Genomic DNA, 24,346 nt, shown 5'->3' with positions numbered 1-24,346 from the left:
TCACGCAGCGGGCCGGCTCTGACGCATCGGTAACTCGACGCGAAAGGTCGTGCCCACCCCCGGTTCGCTGCGTACCGAAATGTCGCCACCGTGCTTTTTCACAATGCCGTACGACAGGGACAGGCCAAGCCCGGTGCCCTGGCCGACCGGTTTGGTGGTGAAGAACGGATCGAAGATTTTCTGCAGGATCTCCGGCGCAATCCCCGCGCCGGTGTCGGCGACTTCCACCCACGCCGTGTCTTGTTGCTGCCCGGTGCGCAAGGTGATGGTGCCGCGTTCAGGCCCCATGGCCTGCGCCGCATTGACCACCAGGTTCATGATCACCTGATTGATTTGCGACGGCAGGCATTCGATGTCCGGCAGTGGCTGATACTCCTTGATCAGGTCGGCCTTGTACTTGAGTTCGCTGGCGACGATGTTCAGGGTCGACTCGATGCCTTGTTGCAGATTGGCCCACTGCCATTGCTGATGGCTATCGACCCGGGAGAAATCCTTGAGGTCCTTGACGATCTGCCCGACGCGGCCAATGCCTTCCTTGGATTCGCGGATCAGCACCGGGATGTCCTCGAGGAGAAAATCCAGGTCGGCGTCTTTGCGCAATTGCTCAAGCTGTGCCACGGACTCGTGGTCTGGCGCGGGCCCAAGCGTCTGCCAGGCATCGAGTACGCTGAGCAATTGTTTGAAGTAGCCGTCGAGGGTGCCGAGGTTGGAAGAGATAAAGCCGATCGGGTTATTGATCTCATGGGCCACGCCCGCCGCCATTTGCCCCAGTGACGCAAGTTTTTCCGACTGCACCAACTGACTTTCCAGTTGCTTGCGCTCATCGATTTCCCGTTGCAGTTCTTCGCTGGCCTGCTTGAACTGGGCGGTGCGCTGATCGACCAGATGTTCCAGGTGATGCATTTGCAATGACGCGCGTTCGGTCATCTGCCACTTGGTCAACAGGGTGTTGGCCATCTGCTGCACTTCGATGTTGTCGAACGGCTTCTTCAGAATCAGCAAGCGGTCATGCGCCTGCAGACGCTCCAGCAGTTCATCCCAGGAATAATCCGAGTAGGCCGTGCAGACCACCACTTGCAACTGCGGATCCTGTTGCCAGAGATGCTCGATGGTTTTCGCGCCATCCCAGCCGTCGGGCATGCGCATGTCGACGAAGGCCAGCGCGTAGGGGCGTTGTTCCGCCAGAGCCTGGACCAGCTTGCCCAGACCTTCCTCGCCGCCGTAGGCCGAGTCCAGTTCGAACGGCGGACGTTCGGCGCGCACCTGAGCGCCAAACAATGCTGCTTCCATCTCGTCCAGTTCCACCGACTGCGCCGCCGGTGGCGCGAGAATCTTGCGAAAGTCTTCATGGATCGACGGCATGTCGTCGATCAGCAGAATGCGGCGGTTCGACAGCTCGCTCATGCGTTCTCCGTGACGCTGATCAGGGGGATCTGCAAGGTGAACAACGCACCCTGGCCGGGGCCGTCGCTGTGCGCCGTGAGGTGGCCGCTCATCTCGATGGCCGCCAGGGCGCAACTGTGCAGGCCGAAGCCGTGGCCTTCCTTGCGGGTGGTGAAACCGTGGGCAAAGATCCGCGTCATGTTTTCCGCGGCAATGCCTTCGCCATCGTCCTTGACGCTGATTTCAAGGAAGTTGTCATCGACAATTTTGACCGCCAGGGTCATGGTCCGGGGGCGGTTGCTAAGGTCGGACATGGCGTATTTGGCGTTGCTGATCAGGTTGATCAGGATCAGCAGCAACCGGTGTTTGTCGCCCATCACCTGCGGCACGTCGGCGTATTCCCGGACCACCGTGACGTGGTGCCGGGTCAGGGCGCCGGCGTTCATGCGCAACGCGTCTTCGAGCAGTTCGTTGATGAACAGCGGTTCGGTCAGGCTGTTGGCGCCGGCATAGGATTGCTGGGTGGCGACGATGTCCTTGATGTGGTCGACGCTTTTATTCATCTGATGCAATTCGTCGAGCATTTCCTGTTGTTCCTGGGCAATCGCGACCACCAGTTGGTTGAGGTAGCCGGGGAGCAATTTGCCTTTGGCGTCTTCGCTGAGGAACCCGCCGAGGTCATCCGGGTGTTCGTTGATCAATTGCATGGCCTTGCCCAGGCCTTGGCTCTTGCTGCTGCGCAGCTTGCGCGTAATCAGGTCGCTGGAGATGTTTACGCTATTGAGCACGTTGCCGACGTTGTGCAGCACGTTAGTGGCGATTTCCGCCATGCCGGCCTGACGTGCCGCGTCAAGCAGTTCGCTCTGGGCGTCGCGCAGTTCCCGGGTGCGTTCTTCGACTCTTTGTTCCAGCGCATCGTTGGCCGTTTGCAGGGCGTTATTGACCCGGTTGATCTCGGCGAAACTGCCGATCAAACGGATGGCCAGCCACACCAGCGACAACATCAGCAGCACCGAAAACAGCAGCAGGTAGAAGTGGTACTGCCGGTCGATCTCATCGGCGCGCTGCTGATCGCGATCGAGCATGGTGGTGATGTTGTCGAGGCTGTCGGCCACGGGAATGCCTTCGATGCTTTCGAGCAACTGATTGACCACTGGCTGCTCGCGCGCAATCAGTGAGATATGGCTGCTCATGATTTTGATCGGGGTCTGAAACGCCGGCGGCAGGCGTTGCGCGTTGACCTTCAGCTTGTTCAGGCCGACCTCGATGTCGGCGGCCCGGTCCTCGGAGGTGACCTGGGCGAATTCGAGGGCGCTGAGCAGCAGGTCGTAGGTGTCGGTGGTGATGTTTTGCAGCTGCAATTTATCGAAGTCCGACAGGCTGGCCAGTTGCTGTTGGATGTCGTCTTCAGCAGTGGGCAAAAAGGCCAGAGAGTTGCGCAACAGCGCGTTGTGCGATTTGAACTGTTCGACCAGGCGAGTCTTTTCCTGCATCGCCTGCAGGAAACTTTCGTGAGCCTCGTTCCATTGCGCCGAGTTGTTGCGCCCATGCCCGGACTCGATCGCGTCGAAGCGCGCCCAGAGCCGGTTCATTTCGTTCATCGGTGACACCAGCGGATCGTAGTTGTGGGTGAGCGCCACTCGCGCCTTGAGGAGCTCGTTTTCCCACAGCGAGTTCTGCTGTTTGATCTGCCGGATCAGATCCCGCGATTCGGTGTAGGTCATGGTCTGGTCGGAGCTGGACTTGATGTACAGAAACAGCAGGATCGAGGCCAGCGCCAGGGCGACCAGGGTCAGCAACAGCAGGCTGCGTCGCCGCGAGATGTTGATCATGGCTTGTCTTCCCGTTGGCCGGTCAGGGTTGTAAGAAACAGCATGATCAGCCTTTTGTCCTCAGCGCTTGGCATGCGCCCCAACTGGTACTGGAACATCACATCCACGGCGCGTTCGAGGGTGGGTGCCGAACCGTCGTGAAAGTACGGCGCGGTGATCGCGACGTTGCGCAGGCTCGGCACCTTGAACACGGCCCGGTCTGCTTCGTCGCCGGTCACGTTGAAGCGGCCTTGGTCGGCCACGGTCGGGTTGCCGCGATCGGCAATGTAATCGCCGAATACACCGAACTTCTGGAACATATTGCCGCCGATGTTCACCCCTTGATGGCAGGCAATGCAGCCGTACTCCTTGAAGCGCTGGTAACCGTACTTTTCTTCCAGGGTGAGGATGTCGGTATTGCCTTGCAGGTATTGATCGAAGCGCGAATCGGGCGTCAACAGGGTACGCTCAAAACTGGCCAGCGCCTGCTGGACATTGGCCTGGGTCACGCCGTCCGGGTAGGCGGCGGCGAAATCGCGACGGTAGTCAGGGTCGTTGCCGATGCGTTCGATCACGGTGTGCCAGTCGCTGCCCATTTCATGGGGGCTGGTGATGACGACGGCGCTTTGTTCTACCAGCGTTTCGACGCGGCCATCCCAGAATTGGCGGAAGTTGAGGGCCGCGTTGAACACGGTCGGTGTGTTGACGGCCACCGGTTTACCGTCGAAGCCCAGGGACAAGGCGCGGCTGTCGGCACCGTTTTTGTCCAGTTGGTGGCAGCTGGCGCAGGACAGCGTGTTGTTGATCGACAAGCGTGGCTCGTGGAACAAGCGCCGACCGAGTTCCACGTGCCGGGCATCCTGCGGCGGTACTGCGGGCAACGGTTTCAGCGGCTCGTCCAGCGGCTCGGCACTGGCCCCGACACAGAGTCCGTACAGCAGCAACGCCATCGCGTGATGGAAAAGGTTCATCGGCAATTGTCTCCCTGACTCACGGCCGCTTTTACAGTGCTCATTCAATCGTCCAGGGCGTGGGTTGCGTACCGGCGAGCAAACGCGCAAACGTGTCTGCCGGCAGCGCCTTGCTGAAAAAGTAACCTTGGCCTTCTTCACAATGGTGGGCCTTGAGAAACGCCAGTTGTTCGGCGGTTTCGATGCCCTCGGCGATGACGTCCAGGCCCAGGCTCTTGCCCAGGTTGATGATCGCGCTGACCAGCGCGGCATCATTGCGGTCGTTGCACAGGTTGCGAATGAACGACTGGTCGATCTTCAGCACATCAATGGGAAACCGCCGCAGGTAGCTCAGGCTGGAATAGCCGGTGCCGAAGTCATCGATGGCCAGACGCGTGCCCAGCGTCTTCAGGCGATTGAGCGCCGTCATCGTCGCCTCGACGTTTTGCATCAGTACGCCTTCGGTGATTTCCAGTTCCAGCCACTCGGGGGCCAGACCTGTCTGTTCCAGTACGCGTTCGATGCCGGCGACGAAATCACGCTGGCGAAAATCGATCGGCGAGGTGTTGACTGACATGCGGATCGGCGGCAGTCCGGCCAATTGCCAGGCGCGGGTCTGCCGGCAGGCCTCAGCCAGCACCCATTTGCTCAACGGCACGATCAGGCCACTGTCCTCGGCCACCGGGATGAAGTCCGCCGGATAGACCCAGCCATGCCCCGGTTTTTGCCAGCGCAACAGTGCTTCGGCACCCACTACGGCGGCTGTGCGCAGGTCGATTTTCGGCTGATAGTGCAGGACGAATTCATGTTCCTGCAGGGCGCGGCGAATGCCCGACTCGATGCTGTGCTGTTCCCGGGCGTGTTGGTTCATGGCTTCGATGAAGAAACCGATGCTGTCGGGGCCCTGTTCCTTGACGTTGCGCATCGCGGTCTCGGCCTTCTTGATCAGCTCGGTGGCTTCGAGGCCGTCATCGGGGTAGACGCTGATACCAAGGCTGGCGGTGACGCTGACGTCGTGGCCGGCAATCATCTGCGGCAGGCGAATGGCGGCGAGGAGTTTTTCCGCGATGCCGTGGGTTTGCTGAGGGTGGTTGATGTCGCCGAGGATCACCACGAACTCGTCGGAGCCGTAGCGAAACACCGAGTCCGAATCGCGCACGCAGGACAACAGTTGTCGAGCGACCCGTTTGAGCATCTCGTCACCCGCCGGATGGCCCAGCGCATTGTTGATGCGCTTGAAGCGATCGAGGCCGAGAAACATCACCACCAGTTGTTTGTCATGCCGCCGACACACCGCCATGGCCTGGCTCAGGCGATCACCGAGCAGGGTGCTGTTGGGCAGTTCCGTGAGGCTGTCGTATTGCAGCAGGTGCGAGACTTTGAGCAGTTCGTGTACCCGCGCCTCGATGGTCCGCTCAAGGCTGAGCATCTTCAACGCCGCGTCCTGCGCCAGTTGCCATTTCCAGGTCAGGGCGTTGGCCATCTGACGGATTTCCAGGCTGTCGAACGGCTTTTTCAGGATCAGCAACTGATCGCCGAACTCCAGCCGTTCGGCCATCGCTTCCCAGCTGTAGTCGCTGTACGCCGTGCACAAGGCGATTTGCAGATTCGGGTCGACCCGCCACAGTTGCTCGATGGTTTCCAGGCCATCCCAGCCGGGCGGCATGCGCATGTCGATAAAGGCGAGGGCGTAGGGATTGCCACTGGCCAGTGCGCGGTTGACCAGTGCCAGCGCTTCCTGTCCCTGATAGGCGGAGTCGAGCTGGAAGCTCAGGTGCGGCGTCTGCTGGCTACCGAACAATGTCTGTTCCAGTTGCTGCAAATCGACGGCGTCCGCCACCTGCGGGGCGAGGATCTTGCGAAAATCATCGTGGATCGCCGGCGTGTCGTCGATGATCAGGATGCGCCGGTTGGTCTGGGGAAAAGGCGTTTTCATGCCTCGTCCTCCTTTAACGTCAGACGGGCACTGCCCTTGAGCAAATCCCCGGCCTGTTCGGCGCTGACCGCTGCACTGAAATACATGCCCCGGGCGCTCGGCAGCGGGGGCGCGGCGGGTGGTGTGCTCGGCTGATCCGACGACGGCTGGCCTTCAGCGATGATGCCGATGTCCAGGTCCCGGGCGAAGTTGACGATCGCGCGCAGGGCATTGGCACCGGCGACATCGTGGGCAGCACTGTTGACAAAACTCTGCGCCAGTTTGAGGTGATTGACCCGGTAGGTTTTCAGGTAGTCGAACGAGGAGTATTCGGTGCCGAAATCATCGATGGCGATGCTCACGCCCAGTTCCCGCAGGCGCGGCAACGCGTCGTTGTGTGTCCACTTGGTCTGGGCCAGCGTAGCCTCGGTGACATCGAAGCGCAGGTCCCAGGGCGCAATTTCCCAGCGGGCGGTGGTGCGCAGCACGTTGTAGATCAACTCGGGGCCGCTCTTGAGTTGGGCCAGCGAGAGTTTGATCGCCATCACCGGCGGCGCGACGCCTTCATTACGCCACAGATGCATCTGGTGGCAGGCGTGATCCAGCACCCAGCGCCCGAGCGGAATGATCGCGCCGGTTTTCTCCGCGATCGGCACGAAGTCGCAGGCCTGCAGCAGGCCGCGACGGGGATGCTGCCAGAGGACTTGTGCCTCCATGCCGAGAATCCTGCCGCTGTGCAGATCAACCTCCGGCGCATAACGCAGCAGCAGCTCATTGCCCTCGAGGGCGGTCATCAACTCACCGACAAGGGTCATGCGTTCGGCCACTTCCCGGGAGATTTCCTCGGAATGGAAGTGGTACTGGTTGCGGCCCATTTCCTTGGCGCGGTACAGCGCCATGTCGGCCTGTCCCAGCAGCGTGTCGGCATCGAGGCTGAGGTCGCTGTAACTGCTGATGCCGATGCTCACCGAAATATGCAGCGCATTGCCGGCCAGTTGGTAGGGCGCCAGCAGCGCGTCGCGGATATTGGCAGCCATCGCGGCGGATTGGGTCGGATCGCTGACGTCCAGTTGCAGGATCGCAAATTCGTCGCCGCCCAGGCGCGCCACCACGTCGCTTTCACGTACGCCGCACTTGATGCGCCGGGCGACTTCCTGCAGCAGCAGATCGCCCACCGGGTGGCCCAGGGTGTCATTGATCCGCTTGAAGTGGTCGAGATCCAGATAGAACACCGCGAACGGCATGGCCCCCCGCCGCGCGGCGGCGAATGCCTGATGCAGGCGTTCGATCACTGTGGCGCGATTGGCCAGGCCCGTCAGGCCATCGGAGCGCGCGAGCAAGGCCAGTTTTTCCTCGGCCAGGCGACGTTCGGTGATGTCGAGAATGATGCCTTCGACTTCCAGCAGACGGCCGTCCTGATCGCGCACCGGGATGTAGCGGTTCTCTACCCAGCGCCAGGTGCCCTGACCTGTGCGCATGCGGAATTCGATCGAAGCGCCCGACGCATGCCGATCCAGCACCCGGGCCATGGCCGCATCGACGTTCGCCTGATCGTCCGGATGAATCAGTGCCTGTGCCCAGTCGGGCGACCCCACCAGGTCGGCGGCAACATGGCCGTAACGGGTGATGTTGTGGGAGATGTACATCAGCGCAAACGAGGGTTCGCCGCGCAAACGGTAAAGAACGGTCGGGCTGTTCTGCACGATCACGTTGGCGTCCGACAGCTCCCGGGTGCGTTCCTGCACCGCTTGCTCCAGCAGGTTCATCTTCAGTTCGGCGTCTTCGGTCATCTGCCATTTGACCGTGAGGGCGCTGGCCATCTGGCGGATTTCGATGGCGTCGAAGGGCTTTTTCAGAATCAGTAGCCGGTCGTTCAGCGCCAGACGTCGGTCGATGTCTTCCCAGGAATAATCGGAATAGGCGGTGCACAGCGCAACTTGCAGCTTGGGATCGACCTGCCACAGCCGCTCAATGGTTTCCAGACCATCCCAGCCCGGCGGCATGCGCATGTCGATGAAGGCCATGGCGTAAGGGCGGTTTTGCGCCAGCGCGGCCTCGAGTTTTTCCAGGGCTTCGCGGCCCTGAAACGCCGAGTCCAGCTCGAAATGCTGGGATTGCCTGGCGGACGGGGTGCCGAACAGCAGGCTCTCGGTTTCGCCCAGGCCATCGTCACCGGGGATGACCGGGCTGAGAATCTTGGCGAAATCACCATGGATCGCCGGGCTGTCGTCAACGATCAGCACGCGGCGATTGATGTGCACGGTTGGCGTTGTCATGCCGCGCCACCCGTGGGGAGGCATGCTGTGGTCATCCGGGGCATCCTTTTCCCTCGCCATTTGCCTGTTTGTATCAGCCGATGGAGTCTTGCGCTGTCTTCAGCATAGTCGGCTCGCCGGTACTGCGCTTTCGGCCCCGGACAAAGATCGGCGTGAAGGCCGGCCAAAATCATCTAGCCTTGGACTCAGGCGCGGACCGGCGCAGTGTTGGCTCGGTGCGTCGTTATTTCTCTGTTTGCTTGAGGCCATGCCATGGAAGAGCCATCCGCGCCGCTGCCGGCGCATCGACCCACAGTGCTGCTGGTCGATGACGAGGAGTCGATCCTCAACAGCCTGCGCCGCCTGTTACGCGGCCAACCCTACGATCTTCTGTTGGCCACCAGCGGCGTCCAGGCGCTGGAGATCCTCGCGCAGCAGCCAGTGAACCTGGTGGTAAGTGATGCGCGCATGCCGGGCATGGACGGTGCGTCGTTGCTGGCGCATGTCCGTGAGCGTTATCCGGCGACTGTGCGGATCATGCTCACTGGCTATGCCGACCCGGCGGCGATCATCAAAGCCATCAATGACGGGCAGATCCACCGTTACATCAGCAAACCGTGGAATGACGAAGAGCTGCTGCTGATTCTGCGCCAGTCCCTCGAGCACCAGCATTCCGAGCAGGAGCGCGAGCGTCTGGAGCGCTTGACCCGGGTGCAGAACGACCAGCTCAAACTGCTCAACAGCACTCTGGAAAAGCATGTCGCGGCGCGCACCGCCGAACTGCAGCAAACCGCCGACATGCTCGATCTGGCGTACGAAGAGCTCAAGCACAGCTATGTCACCGGCACCGAAGTGTTTTCGCTGCTGGCCAATCTGCGCTTGCCACCTGCCAAGCAGACCAACCGGCAGATCATCGAACTGGTGCGCAGCTACTGCAAACAGCACGGGCTGGACGAGGCCTCCAGCCGCGACCTGACCATGGCTGCGGCGCTGTACAACATCGGCAAGCTGAGCTGGACCGACGCGATGATGACCACGCCCTCGGATCTGCTGCGCCATACCGAACGCGAGCGCTATCGCAGTTATCCGAAGCAGAGCGAATCGTTGCTCATGACCCTGGACCCGATGAAGGATGCGGCGCGTCTGATCCTGCATCATCAGGAGCGCTGGGACGGCAGCGGTTTTCCCGACCGGCTCAAGGGCGAGGGCATTCCGTTCGGCTCGCGCTTGCTGAAACTGGCGGTGGATTTCGTCGAGTTGCAGCGCGGTCTGATCCTCGAGCGGCAGATGAACAGCGATGAAGCGCTGCTGTACCTGCGCCAGTACGCCGGGCGTTTGTATGATCCTGATCTGGTCGAAGATTTCATTCAGGTGTGTGCGGCATTTCTCAGCGACGTGACGCTGGCCGATCCGTCGGTCAAGGTACTGTCCACTCGGGACCTGGCGGCGGGGATGATTCTGGCGCGCAATCTGAATGCCGATAACGGCATGCTGCTGCTCAATGCCGGCAAGGTGCTCAGTGCGCTGTTGGTGGAAAAGCTGATTGCGTTCGAAGCCATGGAGGGTGGCAAGTACACGATTTTCGTCAAGGTGCCGGAGGAGGTTGAAGCCACGCTCAAGGCGCTGGGCGAATGATCGGTGAGGTGACGTCATTGGGCCGGGCGTGGGATCCTTGCGGTTTTTCCAGGCCGGTGGCTGACCCATGACCTCTGCATCCGTTGTCTCTGCAAACCTCATTCGTATCGCCGCCGCGCTGGTGCTCAATCCCGCAGGCCAGACTCTGCTGGTGCGCAAGCGCGGCACTACGGCGTTCATGCAACCGGGCGGCAAGATCGAAGCGCACGAGTTGCCGGTGCACGCACTGGCGCGTGAGCTGGAGGAGGAGTTGGGCTTGCAGATCGACCCGGCGCAGGCTGCATTTCTCGGGCAGTTCTCGGCGCCTGCCGCCAACGAACCGGGGTTTGTCGTTCAGGCGCAGATCTTTCAACTGACGATCGACACTGACGTGATCCCGGCGGCTGAAATCGAAGAAGTGATCTGGGTCGATCCCGCCACTGATCCTGCTGTCGATCTGGCGCCATTGACACGTGACCTGATCCTGCCGTTTTATCGCAAGTCGCTGAGCGCAATCGCCTGATCATCCACGCAAAGGACTTTGCCATGATCCCGCTTCAAGACTTGCTGATCTTCGCCGCTGCCGCATTGCTGATGGTGCTGACGCCGGGCCCGAACATGATCTACCTGATTTCGCGTTCGATCTGTCAGGGACGCAAGGCCGGGGTGACGTCGTTGCTCGGCGTGGTGGCGGGGTTCTTTGTGCATCTGTTTGCGGCAGCGGCGGGCTTGACTGCGGTGTTTCTTGCCGTGCCGATGGCCTATGAAGTGCTTAAATGGGCCGGTGCGCTGTACCTGTTGTGGCTGGCCTGGCAAGCGCTGAAACCCGGGGCGCGCTCGCCGTTCGAGGCGCAGCAGTTGCCGGCGGACTCGTCGCGCAGATTGATCACCATGGGCTTTCTCACCAGCGCGCTGAACCCGAAAATCGCCGTGTTCTACCTCTCGGTGTTTCCGCAGTTCATCACCCCTGAACACGGTTCGGTGTTCACCCAGAGCATCATGCTCGGCCTGACGCAGATCAGCGTCAGTTTCTCTGTCAATTTGCTGATCGCGCTGTTCGCAGCGGCCATCGCTTCGTGGTTTGTGCGCAACCCGACGTGGCTGGCGCTGCAGCGTTATTTCATGGGCTTCGTTTTGGCTGGTCTGGCCGTGCGCCTGATGCTTGAGCAACGCAGGACGGCGTGAACATGTGGATCGAACGGCTGGACGCCAGCCATGCCCTGGCTTACCGCGAACTGATGCTCGAGGCCTACGACCGTCATCCGCAGGCGTTCACCTCAAGCGTGCGCGAGCGCGCGGTGATGCCATTGAGCTGGTGGGAAGGGCGCCTGACCAGCAAGCTCGATGTAGTGCTCGGCGCGTTTGAGGCCGGCACATTGGCCGGTATCGTCGGCCTGGCCTTTGAACCGCGCGAAAAGGCCCGTCACAAAGCCACGTTGTTCGGCATGTACGTGTCGGCGGATTTTCGCCAGCATGGCCTGGGCCATGAACTGGTGCAGGCGGCCATTGCCGAAGCGCAAAACCATCCGGCGCTGAAACTGCTCCAGCTCACCGTCACCGCCGGCAATGACGCCGCGTTCAATCTCTACCAGCGCTGCGGCTTCATCCAGTTCGGCCTCGAACCTTTGGCGGTGCGGGTGGGTGAAGACTACTTCGACAAGATCCACATGTGGCGACAGCTCTGATATTGCGCTGATCCCTGTGGGAGCGAGCCTGCTCGCGAAAGCAATCTGACAGTCACTATTTGTGTGTCTGATACATCGCTTTCGCGAGCAGGCTCGCTCCCACAAGTGACTCAGCGCACGGCGCTGACCCCGTCCAGGGTCGAGAACGACGTGTCCTTGGCCGTCAACAGGAAATCGCGCATGTACGGTGCATCGAGCATGTCGGTGCGAATCGCTGCGTACAACGTGGCGAACAAGCCTTTTTCCCCCAAACGTTTGCCCTTCACATAACCGCGCGAGCTGTATTCGTGCAGTGCCCAGTGCGGCATGCCGCAGACGCCACGGCCGCTGGCGACCAGTTGCATCATCATCACCGTCAGTTCTGAGGTGCGCACTTGCGCCGGTTCGATGTCGGCCGGTTCCAGGAACCGCGTGAAGATATCGAGGCGATCACGTTCCACCGGATAAGTGATCAGTGTTTCCGTCAACAAGTCTTCGGGGACGATGTACGGCTTGCTCGCCAATGCATGCTGATTGGCCACCGCGAGCATGGCTTCGTAAGTGAACAGCGGCACATAGGTGATGCCAGCGATTTCCAATGGATCAGAAGTCACCACCAGATCCAGATCACCGCGTGCCAGTGCCGGTAACGGTGCGAAGGCGAAACCCGAGGCGAGGTCGAGTTCGACTTCCGGCCAGGCATCGCGGAACTGGTCGATGGTCGGCATCAGCCACTGGAAGCAGCTGTGGCATTCGATGGCCATGTGCAAACGCCCGGCGGTGCCACCGGCCAGACGACCGATGTCCCGTTCCGCGGCGCGCAACAGCGGCAGGGTCGCGTCGGCCAGTTGCAGCAGGCGCAAACCGGCGCTGGTGAAACGCACCGGTTTGGTCTTGCGCACGAACAACGCCATGCCCAGGCGTTCCTCCAGTTCCTTGAACTGGTGGGACAGCGCCGACTGCGTGAGGTGCAAGCGGTCGGCGGCGTCGACCAGACTGTCGGCTTCACGCAGGGCGTGCAGGGTTTTCAGGTGACGGATTTCAAGCACCGCAGGACTCCATGAGTAAAACTTGTGGTCAACGCATAAAGGTTGAGTTTGTCTCATGTTGCAAGGGCTTGTCGACGATTACGTCGCCGTTCACTTGTGCCGCCGCAAACCCGCTGCGCCTCAGGGCAGCGCGGATTCAAACCCTCTCGAAATGAATCAAGACGATTGACTGCTGTTCGATTCTGGAATCGAGCAGGTCGGGGTCGTCAGCATGCGTCAGGCGTTGATCCTTCAGCAGTTTCAGGTGGGCTCTCTTGAAATCCCGGAAAGGCCGGTCAGACGCGTTGTAGTGGAAATGGGCATACCACCACAATTGCTCAGGCTGCGCGTTCATGTTCCAGATTTCATACTCCTGCATATAGTTGGGTTCGCCCTGATAGTCACTCAGTTTTTTGATCGACTTCCATCGGCGTATCTCCACCGCCCGCTGGCCGATGAGGTCGTCGAGCATGCCGTCAGTCGGGCGCAGGCTGCTCAGTGAGCGATGGGTGCGTATGGCGCGACCTTCCATGACCAGTTCGCCAGCCCTGGTGCGCAATTGCTGGATGAGCGGATGCTGCGCCGACTTCGCCGCGATGCGGTTGGCGCGGTCATTAAGCTCGCCAGCCTGGCTGGTCATCATGTGTTCCAGATTGATCGGGAGCATGCCCCTGTCGGCGTTGCTCTGAACCGTGGCGCGGTAAGCTGGCAGGTTATCCAGGCGCTCCTGTGCCTCGGTGACCAGTTGGGCCAGACTCAACCCTGCAGGGGAGCGGATTGCGATGTTTTGCGGGTTGGTCAGACGTAATCGACCATCGGCGCCTTGCTCCCAGATTTCTTCATGGCCTCTGGGCCCGGTGGATGTATATCGCCGCGTCTGAGTCACGTTGTCCCATTGCTCCACGCCATGGCGCAGCTGGTTGTCTTCGGTTATGAATATGCGCTGCAGCGGTTGCCCGGCAACCCTTTTCTCGGGTGGTTTGTTGATCCCGGCGCGCGCCCGCGCGGCCAGTCGGTCAATGCCGTCCAGCAAGGGATCGACCACTTCCAGATGAAAGAATTGCGGGTAACTGGCGGTCCAGACGGCCATCTCGCGACGAAACTCGCTGCACGCGTCGACGCATTCTTGAAGAATACGATTACGTTCGCTCTTCGTGGCAATGATGTTCGGCAGGTTGTACTGGTTGAACAGGGCATGATCGATTTTGCGGCGAAGGGGTTCTGCCAGCTCGGCCAGATAGTCCCACGACACATCTTCAAGGCTGCCGGCTTTCTTGACGATTTCAAGGCGTTGGGAGGTTTTCCAGTACAACAGGCTTGCTTCGTTGTGACTGGAGTGGGAGTTGGAGCTGTCGACGAATGCGGAAATCTTCGGCCGGTGTTTTGCCTGCATGCGTTCATACCAGTGGTTCATCTGCTCCTTGAACGCTTGTATATGGTCGAGCTTTTCCACGATCTCGATACGCATCAGCCGTATCTCTTCCAGGCTTTTCGAGCGCTGAGCCAGTGCGTCGGATGGCAACGCGTTGTATGCCTGCCTCAGTTTCTTGAGCTTGAGTTTCAGGGTTTGAGTACTCTCTGCGGCGTGAATGGCGCGCCGCCGATAGCGATCAGTCAGTAACCATGCGGCCTTGCTTCGCACTTGGATAATCTCCTTGCGCTTTCTGCCTGGGGTCAGCTCAATCAGCTCCGTCAATGTCTGATAGCGCTGCCGGGCTATCTGGATATCGCCAACGCAAGCGGCTTCGGCAGCCGCCCACAGGGCTGGGCGTTCCTCTAACCCGGCTTCGCTGTAGAGGCTGAGCGTCCGATCGCTTTTTGTTCCTCTGGCCTTCTGTTGGCCAGCCAGTTCATTAGCCGTGGCGGTCAGTTGACGCCGGCGGCGAAAGTCACGATCGATCAGCCAGCGCGGCAAGCGTTGCCGGATCGCCGGTGGCCAGTAAGAGTCCAGCGCATCGGCGACACGCCCGACGAGATTGCCACCACCCGGCAGGCCGCCTTCAAGGGTTGTCCCGTAGACGCCGAACCAGGTGTCCCAGTGCCCGGTTTCATCCAGTGCGATCGGCTGTTTATAGGTTTTTTGCGAGTTGCCGGACAGACGCCAAATGCGCGAACCCCGGTCCAGCTCCACTTGATAAAGGCGTCCCTGACGTTCGATGAAGTCGCCGTCGGCGTGCCGGTAGATCCCTCGGTAGAGGCCGTGGCTGGCGGGTTCTATTCCTGCCAGGGAAATCGGCTTTTCATAATCGTAATCCTTGAAGCGCGCCAGCACATGCCTGGCCTGACGCTGCGTTCTGCCGTGCAGTGTCGCCACGTTGCCGACCAGCGCGTGGAGCTGACGAGTCCGGGTCAGCGCGCGTGTCGTTCGTGAGAGTGTCGAGGCCACCGCTTCGCCCGGGAGCAGATCCATCAAGGCGTCGATCAACGACAGCAACATGGACTCGATTTCCGCCAGACCGTCCGCCACCTCACCACGCAGGAACGCGGCGGTGGCCTGATTGGCCGCGGTCCAGGCCTGATAAAGGGCCAGCGCAGTGCCGACGAAAGGCACCATCCCCAATGCCATTTTTATGTAGTTGAAGGCGCGCGGGCCTTTCAACGCATAGCGCTCGAAGAACAGTTCATCATTGGAGCGCGAAGTGCCGCGATGGGCTTCGACCAGGCGCCCCATGTGCACATCGAGCAGGTGCGCGGCGAATGAGGTAGTCGCCGGCCAGCGCGCACCCACTTCGATGATGGCGTCGAAGTTTTTTTCCACGGCCTGACCGATACGGCTGACATGGGCCCTGACGTTGCCCTGCAAAGCCCTGTTCGCCAGGTACTCGATCCACTTGTCACTCCCGCACAAGGTGAACAGGCCTTTGCGCGCCGCTTCGAGCGTGCCGTAGCGGCGGAAAAACTGCCCGTCGTGGCTGTCTGGCAGATACAAGAGGGTGACGCCGCTGATCTGTTCTTCGATCAGGCTGACGCCGGACAGGGTCACCGGACCTTCGCCGGGGGTGTCCTTGCCGCCCACTTTCAGCGACACCGGCAACAGGACAAGGCGCTTGCCGTTGGCTTGCCACGCTTGTTCGGTATTGGCATCAATGGCGATGTTCAGCAGCGCGGCCTCATCGTCTCTGAGGTGTTTTTGCAGGCGCGCATTTTCGCTTTGTATTTTGAGCATCAGACGCCAGGGCTCGATCAGGCTTTCCCGGCGATGTTGTTTGACAAAATCCGCCTCGCTGGCGGCGCCCCTGAAGGCGTCGTGGATCTTCTGCTCATAGGCTTTTGGCAGGTCGAGTTCCGGCAAGACTTTGCGCAAATAGGGCAATTTGATGCCGTTGAGCAGGCGAATGCGATCCTGTTTCAGCGTCGCGGTGACCTCCAGCCGCAGGAAAATCAGGCGCTGCGACAGTGAGTCATTGAGCACTGAGTGCACGTTGTCGATATTGAGCTGGGCCAAGTCTTCCAGTGACATTTTGCTGTAAGTCTTGCTAGCCACAATAGTCGTCGTAGTCCTGACGCCACCGGGCCCCGATTCGGGAACCTGTTCGATTTTGGTCGAGTCGGGCAATTCGACCTCTACGGAAAAGTGGCCTTCGAGGGAAAAATCCTTGCGCAGCCGGGCGTGCAGGTGGCGGCGGGTAAAGTCGTCACGGGGTTCCAGCGCGAGGGTCATGAGCGCGTGGCTTTGGCGCATCGCCGCGATGTACGCCTCGATATTCTGTTTCAGCGAGCTACGCTCGTTTGCCTTGAGTCTGATCAGCCAGCCCGGCAAATGGCCGGCGAGGGTGCCACTGCGCTCCTGGTCCTGCCGATGGGCGAAGGACAGGCTTCTGGCGGCGTTAACCGGGACCTGCACATGGGCGAGACAGCCCAGGCGCAGAAGTTCCAGAGCGTCAGCCTGTTCAGGTTTACCGCGCAGACTCGTGGCTTTCGCTTCGAAGTCGGTCATCAGCGCATTGAGGCAGTGATGCAGCGGGTTTGTGCTGATGGGGTTCAGTTGCAGGGTCAGGTCGCTGTCGCGGTCCATAATCCTGAACACCTCACGCTCCAGGGTCCGGCGATCGGCGAAGCATTGCAGGCCACCGCCGCTACCCATCCAGTAAAGCATCAGGCTGGACGTCGATGCCCTGTCCGAGAGTGCCGCCTTTCGACCAATGACCAGCGCGCCCTTGAGTGGTTCGCTCTGCGTCGTAACGGTCTCGTCTTTGGTTTCGGTCAGCGTCAATGTCAGGCTGGCCGCTGTGATGTCAGCGTCGCGCTCGGCCGCTACGGGGGTGTCCAGCACGGCTTTAAGCAGAGCGTGTTCGGCGCTGTCGAGTTGGCCCAGGGCCGCTTGCAGTCTGGCTTCGGCATACAAACCGTCCTGATGCGCCTGACGCAGGGCGGTTAGCGCTGTGTTTGCGGGCGTCACATCAAGGGCGCTTTCGCTGTACAGCAGTGATGTGGCGGCGGTCTCGCCGGCTTGCTCGGCCGTCTCCAGCGCTTTGAGGGCGTCCTTGCATTGCTGATACCGGGAACCGTCGCGATCGTTGTCCTGCAAGCGTTCGAGCGCATCGCGTTCGCGTTTGAGCGCCGCTTGTCGCACGGCCAGTGGAATACCGGCCGACAGGCTGCCGAACAGCGTTTTCTCATCCGTTTCGATATCGATGGCGGGCGTAACCGGTTTTGGCGGGGCAGCCACGATGATCGCACTGCTGCGCTGATGATCAATCAGCTCGACATGCACCAGTGATCGCGCGCCGTGTTCCCTTATCCCGGGTTTACCTTTGTTGGCATTGCTCAAGGCATCGAGTTGCGCGTGGTGTCGGTCGGCGAACAGATCGCTTGCCCCGGTGACCATCGGGTTGACCGCTGCGGTGTAGTCAAAGCGCAGGATTTCCTTGGGCAGATCGGTGGGGATCTGCACATGCGCGGTCAGCCAGGTTTGCAGGTCGGCGCGGGTCTCGAACGCCTGGATCGACACGGGGTGGCTGGGCAGATATAGCAACGGAGCGGCCGTGGCCACATCACCCACGCTGATGACCCACGCCCCGGGGAGTTTGACTCTGCTGTGATTGCTCAGCACCAGTGCCGGTTTTTCGGTGTGGACGGGTTGCCCATCGATGCTCAGTGCGCTGGCGCTAGAGTCGATGATCTGTTGCAGGGTCTTGAGTTGCACCGCGCTAATGGTCTGGTGGGCAAGGGCTGTGTGTGCGGTGGCTTCGAAATGCGCCCGGTACAGTTGCGTCGCGCGGGCACGCCGCGACATCGGTGTGCGCGGGGCGCGCGCGTCCCAGAACGCTGCCCAGCGAATCTCGTGGCTTTTGCGTGGATCGAGCGCCTTCAGCTTTTCAAGGAGCTGCACGGGTTTTAACGCGTACAGCGGGTGATTCGAGCGGAGACCCGTCACGCTGCAGCGCTGATCCAGATCGGTTTCCAGCGTTGGGTGTTGAACGACAAAGGCACAGGCATCGGTAAGGCTGACGGTGTGTTCCGGTTCGTCATCGGTGGCAGCAAAGCGCAGTCCGGTTTTTTCGCCGTCCAGTTGCAGCTGCTGGCGCAGCAGCTCATTGACGCTATCGCGCAGGGCCGGGCTGGCGGCAAACAAGTCGCGCAAACCCTCGCTGCTGGCGTGCCAGCGTTGGCTGGCCTGCAGCAACAGGCTGTCATCAATGGTTTTTGGCAGGTGCTCGACGGTCTCGGGCAGCGGTGACGGTGCGCGGAGCTCATCCAGAATAAGGCGATCGGGCATGGTGGCGTGACTCGCATGGCGGGGCGGGGAATCCGTCCCTGAGCGAGTCATTCAAGAGAAATCGCGCAAGGCGATGGCGGTACATAGATATTCTTTGCAACAAACGCCCATGACCGCTCGGCGCTCTTCATCAAACTGTCATGGAAGTGTGGCAGCGCGCTTGAACAAACTTCATCAGACTCGCGCTCTACTGGGGTTCTGCGTTTCGGTGTTTTTCATGGCTAAGGGTTTTTTATCGGTCGCGGCTTTGTTGGCCGCGATTTTTTTCGGATCATCGTCGTGGGCGGCGGCGCGTTGCGATGTGAATGTGCCGACCGAGCACGTTGATCTGCAGCAGGTGAGTCTTGCTTACCAGAGTATTGGTCGCGCGTCGGATCCGGCGTTGTTGCTGGTCATGGGCCTGGGTGGACAGTTGATCCACTGGCCGGACGAAGTGGTGGTCGCGCTGTGTCAGCAGGGTTTTCGGGTGATTCGCTATGACAACCGCGATGTCGGCCTGTCGACGTGGCGTCAGGCGCCGCCTGAAGCCAATCTGACCTTTGAAGTACTGCGCTACAAGCTCGGCTTGCCGGTGGCGGCGCCCTACAGCCTGACTGACATGGCCGACGATGCACTCGGCCTGATGGACGCGTTGCACGTCGAGCAATTTCACGTATTGGGCGCGAGCATGGGCGGAATGATCGCCCAGCACATGGCCGCGATGGCGCCGCAGCGGGTCGAAAGTCTGACATTGATCATGACCACTTCTGGCGCCGAAGGTCTGCCGGCTCCGAGTGCCGCGCTGGTGCAGCTTTTATCACGGCGCGGTGCACCGAATCGCCAGGTGGCGCTGGAGCAACAGGCTGATTTGCTCGCGGCACTGGGTAGCCCGGCCGTCGCGGATGATCGGCAGGCCTTGTTGCATCAAGCTGCGCTGTCGTATGACCGCGCGTTCAACCCCGAAGGCGTGAAGCGGCAGATCATGGCAATTCTTGCCGAGCCAAGTCGGGTGGCGTTGCTCAACCAGTTGCGGGTACCGACGCTGGTGGTGCATGGCACGGCGGATCCGTTGTTGCCGGTGATGCACGGGGTTCATTTGGCGGCGCACATTCGTGGCAGCCAGTTGAAGCTGATTCCGGGGTTGGCTCATCGTTTTCAGGAGGCATTCAAGGAGCCGTTGCTGGCGGCGGTGTTGCCGTATCTGCAGGCGCATCGTGAAGACGCTTCGCACTGGGCGCAGATTGAGCCGGCGGTGGGCGGGAATTTGCTGTAACCAAGGTCTTTGTAATGTCTGAGCGGGCCTCTTCGCGAGCAGGAGAACGCATTCCAAGGGTGGGAGCGAGCCTGCTCGCGAAGGGGCCGCTATGGTCACCAAAAAATCTGGAGCAGGTGTATCGTGCAAACTTTCCCGCACGATTTCCCCTGCGAGGTATTTGATGAATTCCGCTCTGAAAATCGACTTTGTCAGCGACGTCTCCTGCCCTTGGTGTGTCGTCGGTTTGCGTGGCCTGTTACAGGCACTGGAGATCCTGCGCAACGAAGTGCAGGCCGAGATCCGTTTCCAACCCTTCGAACTGAACCCGAAAATGGGCGTTGATGGGCAGAACATTGCTGAGCATATTCAAGAGAAGTACGGCTCGACGCCAGAGCAATCGCAGAAGAATCGCGAAGCGATTCGTGCCCGTGGCGCTGAACTCGGGTTTGCCTTTCGCACTGACGGCAACAGTCGTATCTACAACACCTTCGATGCGCATCGCTTGCTGCATTGGGCCGGTCTTGAAGGTGTGCAGCTGCCGTTGAAAGAGGCGTTGTTCAAGGCGTATTTCAGTGATGGCGGCAATCCGTCGGATCACCGGCAACTGGTGCAGGTTGCGCAAAGCGTCGGGCTGGATCGCCAGCGAGCCGAGGCGATTCTGGCGTCGGACGAATTTGCCGATGAGGTGCGCGAGGAGGAGCAGTTGTGGCTGCAGCGTGGGGTGAGTTCGGTGCCGACGGTGGTGTTCAACGGGCAATACGCGGTGACGGGCGGGCAGCCGGTGGAGACGTTTGTCGGAGCGATCCGGCAGATCATGGCTGAGTCGAAGGGTGGTACGGTTAGTTGATATCGGTAGGAGCCAAAAGCCCCTCACCCTAACCCTCTCCCAGAGGGAGAGGGGACTGATTGGGGGATGCTGGAGTTGTACACCGACCTAAACGTGCTGTACCGAATCCATAATCAACTGGATCTTTCAGGTCAATGTCAGACGCAAGACACCTCGGTCGGCCCCCTCTCCCTCCGGGCGGTCCGACGTTTCGGGAGGGCTGGGGTGAGGGTAGCTTTTGACCTTAGCTGTGCAGGCGCACCCACACAGTCACCAAAACAGTGGCGGCCATCAACCAGGCCACCGCCGCCACCGCCAGCGATGCCTCTAGCCGCAGCCGATCCACCATCACATACAACGTCGCCAGATACACAAAGTACGGAATGATCGACCACATCCCGAACACGATCGTGGTCTTCAGATCCTCAACCGAACGCCCCTTGCCAACGATGTAATGCGCAATCAGCGCAAACGTCGGAAACAGCGGCACCAACCCGGCGATGTAATAGTTTTTGGTTTTCGACAACGCTGCGATGATCAACACCACCGCTGCGCCCAGCAAGGCTTTGAAAAACAGATCCACATCGTTCTCGCTTAATGGCTTAACCCGTACTTCTTCACTTTGTCGAACAACGTGGTCTTGGCCATGCCCAGTTCAAGACTGGCTTGGGTCAGGTTGCCGCCGCTGCGTTGCAAGGCGTCGTTGAGCAAGTTGCGCTCGAACGCTTCCACCGCTTCGGCAAAGCCCAGGCCTTGTCCTCCACCGTTGGCACCGGACTTCTTGAACGCGGGCAGGCCAAGGGCAAAACGTTCAGCGACGTTTCGCAGTTCGCGCACGTTGCCCGGCCAGTCGTGGCTCATCAGGTTCGACAGGGTCTGGTTGTCCAGCGCCGGCAACGCACGGTCGAAGCGCAGGGCCGATTGCTGGGTGAAGTGTTCGAACAGTTGCAGGATGTCTTCGCGGCGTTCGCGCAAAGGTGGCAACTCCAGCGTCACTACGTTGAGGCGGTAGTACAAGTCGCTGCGGAACTCACCGGCCTTGCTCGCTTCGTCGAGGTCGGATTTGGTTGCCGCGATCACCCGGCAATCCACGGCCACGCTCTGGTTCGAACCGAGGCGTTCAAGGGTGCGTTCCTGCAACACCCGCAGCAGTTTGATCTGCAATGGCAGTGGCATGCTTTCCACTTCGTCGAGGAACAGCGTGCCGCCGTCGGCGTGTTCGATCTTGCCGATACGGCGTTTGCCGGCGCCGGTGAAGGCGTTGGCCTCGTGGCCGAAGATCTCGCTTTCGAAGAGGTTTTCCGGCAGACCGCCGCAGTTAAGCGCGACGAACTGTTTGCTGTGGCGTCGACTGAAATCGTGCAGGCAACGGGCGACCAGTTCCTTACCGGTGCCGGTTTCGCCTTCGATCAGTACGTTCGCCGAGGTGTCGGCGACGTTGGCGATCAGTTCGCGCAGATTCTGCATCGCTGGCGAGCGGCCGATGATCCGCCCCTCGAGGGAATCACGCTCGGCCAGTTGGCGGCGCAGCGACGAGACTTCGCGGGCGAGGCTGCGTTGCTCCAGCGCACGCCGGGCGACGTCGACCAGACGCTCGGGCGAGAACGGTTTTTCCATGAAGTCGTAGGCGCCTTTCTGCATTGCGCCGACGGCCATGGAAATATCGCCGTGGCCGGTGATCAACACCACCGGCAGGCTGCGATCGCGTTGCTTGAGGCGGGTCAGCAGTTCCAGGCCATCGATGCCCGGCAGGCGAATGTCGCTGATGACGATGCCGGCAAAGTTGTCGCCGACCTTTTCCAGCGCCTCTTCGGCACTGCCGACGCCGACACAGGGAATGTCTTCCAGGGTCAGCGCCTGCTGGCAGCCGAGCAGCACATGGGGGTCGTCTTCGACGATCAGTACACTGAGTTCAGGGTTCATATTGGCTCGGCAGGAGTAGGGCTTACCAACGGTAAACTGAGGACGAAGGTGGTGCCACCGCTGGCCGGGTGTTCAACACCCAGGTGCCCGCCGGTGGCGGCGGCGAGGCTGGCGGATAGAGTCAGACCAAGGCCCAGGCCTTGTTCGCCGGGTTTGGTGGTGAAGAACGGTTCGAACAGATGCTTGCGTGCTTCGGCATCGACACCATGGCCGTTGTCGCGCACGCGCAGGCGATATTTGGCGTTGAATTCTTCGCCCTCCAGCCACAGTTCGGGATGCGGTTGCGCTTGCATCGCATCGAGGGCGTTGCCGATCAGGTTGACCAGAATCTGTTCGAGGCGGGTCTGGTCGATCTGCAACTGCACATCGATAAACTGCCGGTGAATCTGCAGCGCCGAATTCTCCAGGCGTGCGCCGAGCAACTGCAGCGCAGCGTCCACGGCTTTGCCGAGGCTGGCCTGGCCCTGATTGTCACCGCGTCGGGCGAACGAACGCAGACTGGCAGTGATCCGGCCCATGCGATCGATCAGGTCGTTGATGGTCTTGAGGTTGGTGCTGGCGACATCCAGCTGACCGCGTTCGAGGAAACGCACGGTGTTGCCCGACAGCGTACGCATTGCTGCCAGCGGCTGGTTCAATTCATGGGCAATGCTGGTCGACATCTGGCCAATGGCGGCAAGTTTACCGGCCTGCACCAGTTCATCCTGCGCGCGGCGCAACGTCTCTTCAGCCTGACGGCGTTCGCGGATCTGGCTCTTCAGTCGCTCATTGCTGGCGCGCAGGTCGGTGGTGCGTTCGGTAATCCGACGCTCCAGTTGATTATTGGCTTCCTGCAGGGCTTCGCGGGCGGCGAGGCGGGTGGCGATGACCTTGCGCCGCTCGTTCCAGGCGATCAGCAGGAAGGCCACCAGCGCGAATGCGACGGCGACGAGAATGCCTTGGTTGATCGCCTCACGGCGCAGATCCTGAAGGGGGGTGAGCAGGGTGAAATTCCACGGCGTGTCGCTCAGCGGTCGGGTTTGCGCCAGATAGCTGATGTCGTCTTCGCCTGACTGCACCTCGCTATTGGCCGGGAAGGTGAGTTTCTCCACGCCTTCGGACAGGGTTTCGCGAGCCAACGGTTGCAATTCGTTGAGCGGAAACCAGTAGTACTGCAGGCTGCGCGCGAGTTTTTCCTTGGTGGTTTCACTCAAGGGAATGACCGCTTTAAGGCGCCGGGCCGGATCGCTGGAAAGAATGATGATGCCGTTTTCATCGCTGACAAAGGCTTCCAGGCGAGCGCGCTGCCAGCGTTCTTCCATGGCTTCCAGACGCACCTTGACCACGGCGACGCCGATGATCTTGCCGTGCTCTTCGAGGCCGTGGGCGAGGTAATAACCGGGTTCGCCGTTGGTGCTGCCGATCCCGTAGAAGCGCCCGGGTTCGCCGCGTATGGCTTTCTGGAAGTAGGCGCGGAAGGACAGGTCTTCACCGAGATAACTGTCGACATCGCGCCAGTTGCTGGTGGCCATGACGCGACCGGTGGTGTCCATGACGTAGATGGCCCGACTGCGACTGCGCCGGTTCAGGCCCTCAAGGTAATCGTTGACCGCTTGCCGGTGTTCCGGGGTCGGGTCGGCCAGCAGCTGCGACACACTCGTTTCGAGTTCCAGCAGGCTGGGCAGGTAGGTGTATTTGCTGATTTCGCTTTCGACGGCGCGGGCGTGCAGTTCCAGTTGACGCTGGCCGCTCTCGCCGAGGCTACGGATGCCGAAATGTTCACTGGTCCAGAAGCCGATAAAACCCAGGCCGATCATCAGGGCGATGATCAGTGGCGGCAGGAACAAATGACGAATCAGACGGGGTTTCACGGCAAGTGATGGCGGCGCGGCGCGATAGAGATTGGGGTCGCATTTCATCACAGTTGCCTTGGGTCAACCACCACAACAAACTTCACCAATCCACTGTAGGAGCTGCCGCAGGCTGCGATCTTTTGATCTTTGAAAAAAAAGTCAAAAGATCGCAGCCTGCGGCAGCTCCTACAG

Annotated in this window: 16 protein-coding genes; 6 read left to right on the top strand and 10 right to left on the bottom strand. The window is 60.6% G+C overall.

The window, feature by feature from the left end; translation table 11 throughout:
- The 5 genes from RMV17_RS23690 to RMV17_RS23670 are packed head-to-tail and all read right to left on the bottom strand — an operon-like array spanning window position 1 to window position 8,335.
- Window positions 1-1,404 carry an ATP-binding protein gene (locus RMV17_RS23690; RefSeq protein ID WP_034153538.1) on the bottom strand — a complete coding sequence of 468 codons (1,404 nt, stop codon included), beginning with the start codon at window positions 1,402-1,404 and terminating at the stop codon, window positions 1-3.
- Window positions 1,401-3,215: a DAHL domain-containing protein gene (locus RMV17_RS23685; protein WP_311882954.1), complete on the bottom strand. Its 1,815-nt coding sequence runs from the start codon at window positions 3,213-3,215 to the stop codon at window positions 1,401-1,403. The genes RMV17_RS23690 and RMV17_RS23685 overlap by 4 nt, the downstream gene beginning before the upstream one ends.
- Window positions 3,212-4,165 carry a cytochrome-c peroxidase gene (locus tag RMV17_RS23680; RefSeq protein WP_034153536.1) on the bottom strand — a complete coding sequence of 318 codons (954 nt, stop codon included), beginning with the start codon at window positions 4,163-4,165 and terminating at the stop codon, window positions 3,212-3,214. Before RMV17_RS23680 ends, RMV17_RS23685 begins: the two co-directional genes overlap by 4 nt.
- A 40-nt stretch (window positions 4,166-4,205) precedes the next feature.
- Window positions 4,206-6,080: a putative bifunctional diguanylate cyclase/phosphodiesterase gene (locus RMV17_RS23675; RefSeq protein WP_108226574.1), complete on the bottom strand. Its 1,875-nt coding sequence runs from the start codon at window positions 6,078-6,080 to the stop codon at window positions 4,206-4,208.
- Window positions 6,077-8,335, bottom strand: coding sequence for an EAL domain-containing protein (locus RMV17_RS23670; RefSeq protein ID WP_311882948.1), 2,259 nt, complete (start codon window positions 8,333-8,335; stop codon window positions 6,077-6,079). The genes RMV17_RS23675 and RMV17_RS23670 overlap by 4 nt, the downstream gene beginning before the upstream one ends.
- Before the next feature lie 252 nt (window positions 8,336-8,587).
- Between RMV17_RS23670 and RMV17_RS23665 the strand changes: the two genes are divergently transcribed.
- From RMV17_RS23665 to RMV17_RS23650, 4 genes are all read left to right on the top strand, one after another.
- Window positions 8,588-9,949: an HD domain-containing phosphohydrolase gene (locus tag RMV17_RS23665; protein WP_311882946.1), complete on the top strand. Its 1,362-nt coding sequence runs from the start codon at window positions 8,588-8,590 to the stop codon at window positions 9,947-9,949.
- 67 nt (window positions 9,950-10,016) lie between these two features.
- Complete coding sequence (locus tag RMV17_RS23660; protein WP_311882945.1) at window positions 10,017-10,451, top strand: NUDIX domain-containing protein; 435 nt, start codon at window positions 10,017-10,019, stop codon at window positions 10,449-10,451.
- 23 nt (window positions 10,452-10,474) lie between these two features.
- The gene (locus RMV17_RS23655; RefSeq protein ID WP_311882944.1) at window positions 10,475-11,113 is read left to right on the top strand and encodes a LysE family translocator; all 639 of its coding nucleotides are present in this window, start codon (window positions 10,475-10,477) and stop codon (window positions 11,111-11,113) included.
- A 2-nt stretch (window positions 11,114-11,115) separates the two neighbouring features.
- Window positions 11,116-11,613, top strand: coding sequence for a GNAT family N-acetyltransferase (locus RMV17_RS23650; RefSeq protein WP_034153530.1), 498 nt, complete (start codon window positions 11,116-11,118; stop codon window positions 11,611-11,613).
- A gap of 110 nt (window positions 11,614-11,723) precedes the next feature.
- Here RMV17_RS23650 and metR read toward each other — a convergent pair whose 3' ends face one another.
- Complete coding sequence (gene metR, locus RMV17_RS23645) at window positions 11,724-12,641, bottom strand: transcriptional regulator MetR (protein ID WP_007916739.1); 918 nt, start codon at window positions 12,639-12,641, stop codon at window positions 11,724-11,726.
- 136 nt (window positions 12,642-12,777) lie between these two features.
- Window positions 12,778-18,339, bottom strand: a complete 5,562-nt coding sequence (locus RMV17_RS23640; protein ID WP_311882943.1) for a dermonecrotic toxin domain-containing protein — start codon at window positions 18,337-18,339, stop codon at window positions 12,778-12,780.
- A gap of 217 nt (window positions 18,340-18,556) precedes the next feature.
- Here RMV17_RS23640 and RMV17_RS23635 point away from each other — a divergent pair, with 217 nt between their 5' ends.
- Both RMV17_RS23635 and RMV17_RS23630 read left to right on the top strand, forming a co-directional pair.
- On the top strand, window positions 18,557-19,591 hold the full coding sequence (locus RMV17_RS23635; protein WP_034153578.1) for an alpha/beta fold hydrolase: 1,035 nt from the start codon (window positions 18,557-18,559) through the stop codon (window positions 19,589-19,591).
- 163 nt (window positions 19,592-19,754) lie between these two features.
- Window positions 19,755-20,420 carry a DsbA family oxidoreductase gene (locus tag RMV17_RS23630; protein ID WP_311882940.1) on the top strand — a complete coding sequence of 222 codons (666 nt, stop codon included), beginning with the start codon at window positions 19,755-19,757 and terminating at the stop codon, window positions 20,418-20,420.
- A 223-nt stretch (window positions 20,421-20,643) separates the two neighbouring features.
- Here RMV17_RS23630 and RMV17_RS23625 read toward each other — a convergent pair whose 3' ends face one another.
- Genes RMV17_RS23625 through RMV17_RS23615 form a run of 3 tightly spaced genes read right to left on the bottom strand, consistent with a single transcriptional unit; the run spans window position 20,644 to window position 24,220 of the window.
- The gene (locus tag RMV17_RS23625; RefSeq protein ID WP_186622895.1) at window positions 20,644-20,982 is read right to left on the bottom strand and encodes a GlpM family protein; all 339 of its coding nucleotides are present in this window, start codon (window positions 20,980-20,982) and stop codon (window positions 20,644-20,646) included.
- 11 nt (window positions 20,983-20,993) lie between these two features.
- Complete coding sequence (locus RMV17_RS23620) at window positions 20,994-22,274, bottom strand: sigma-54 dependent transcriptional regulator (RefSeq protein ID WP_230669467.1); 1,281 nt, start codon at window positions 22,272-22,274, stop codon at window positions 20,994-20,996.
- 44 nt (window positions 22,275-22,318) lie between these two features.
- Window positions 22,319-24,220 carry an ATP-binding protein gene (locus RMV17_RS23615; protein WP_311882935.1) on the bottom strand — a complete coding sequence of 634 codons (1,902 nt, stop codon included), beginning with the start codon at window positions 24,218-24,220 and terminating at the stop codon, window positions 22,319-22,321.
- Window positions 24,221-24,346: the final 126 nt, after the last annotated feature.

Origin of the sequence: Pseudomonas sp. VD-NE ins (assembly GCF_031882575.1) — a bacterium.
GTDB lineage: Bacteria > Pseudomonadota > Gammaproteobacteria > Pseudomonadales > Pseudomonadaceae > Aquipseudomonas > Aquipseudomonas fluorescens_BZ.
This window is presented reverse-complemented; position numbering and strand designations above follow the sequence as displayed.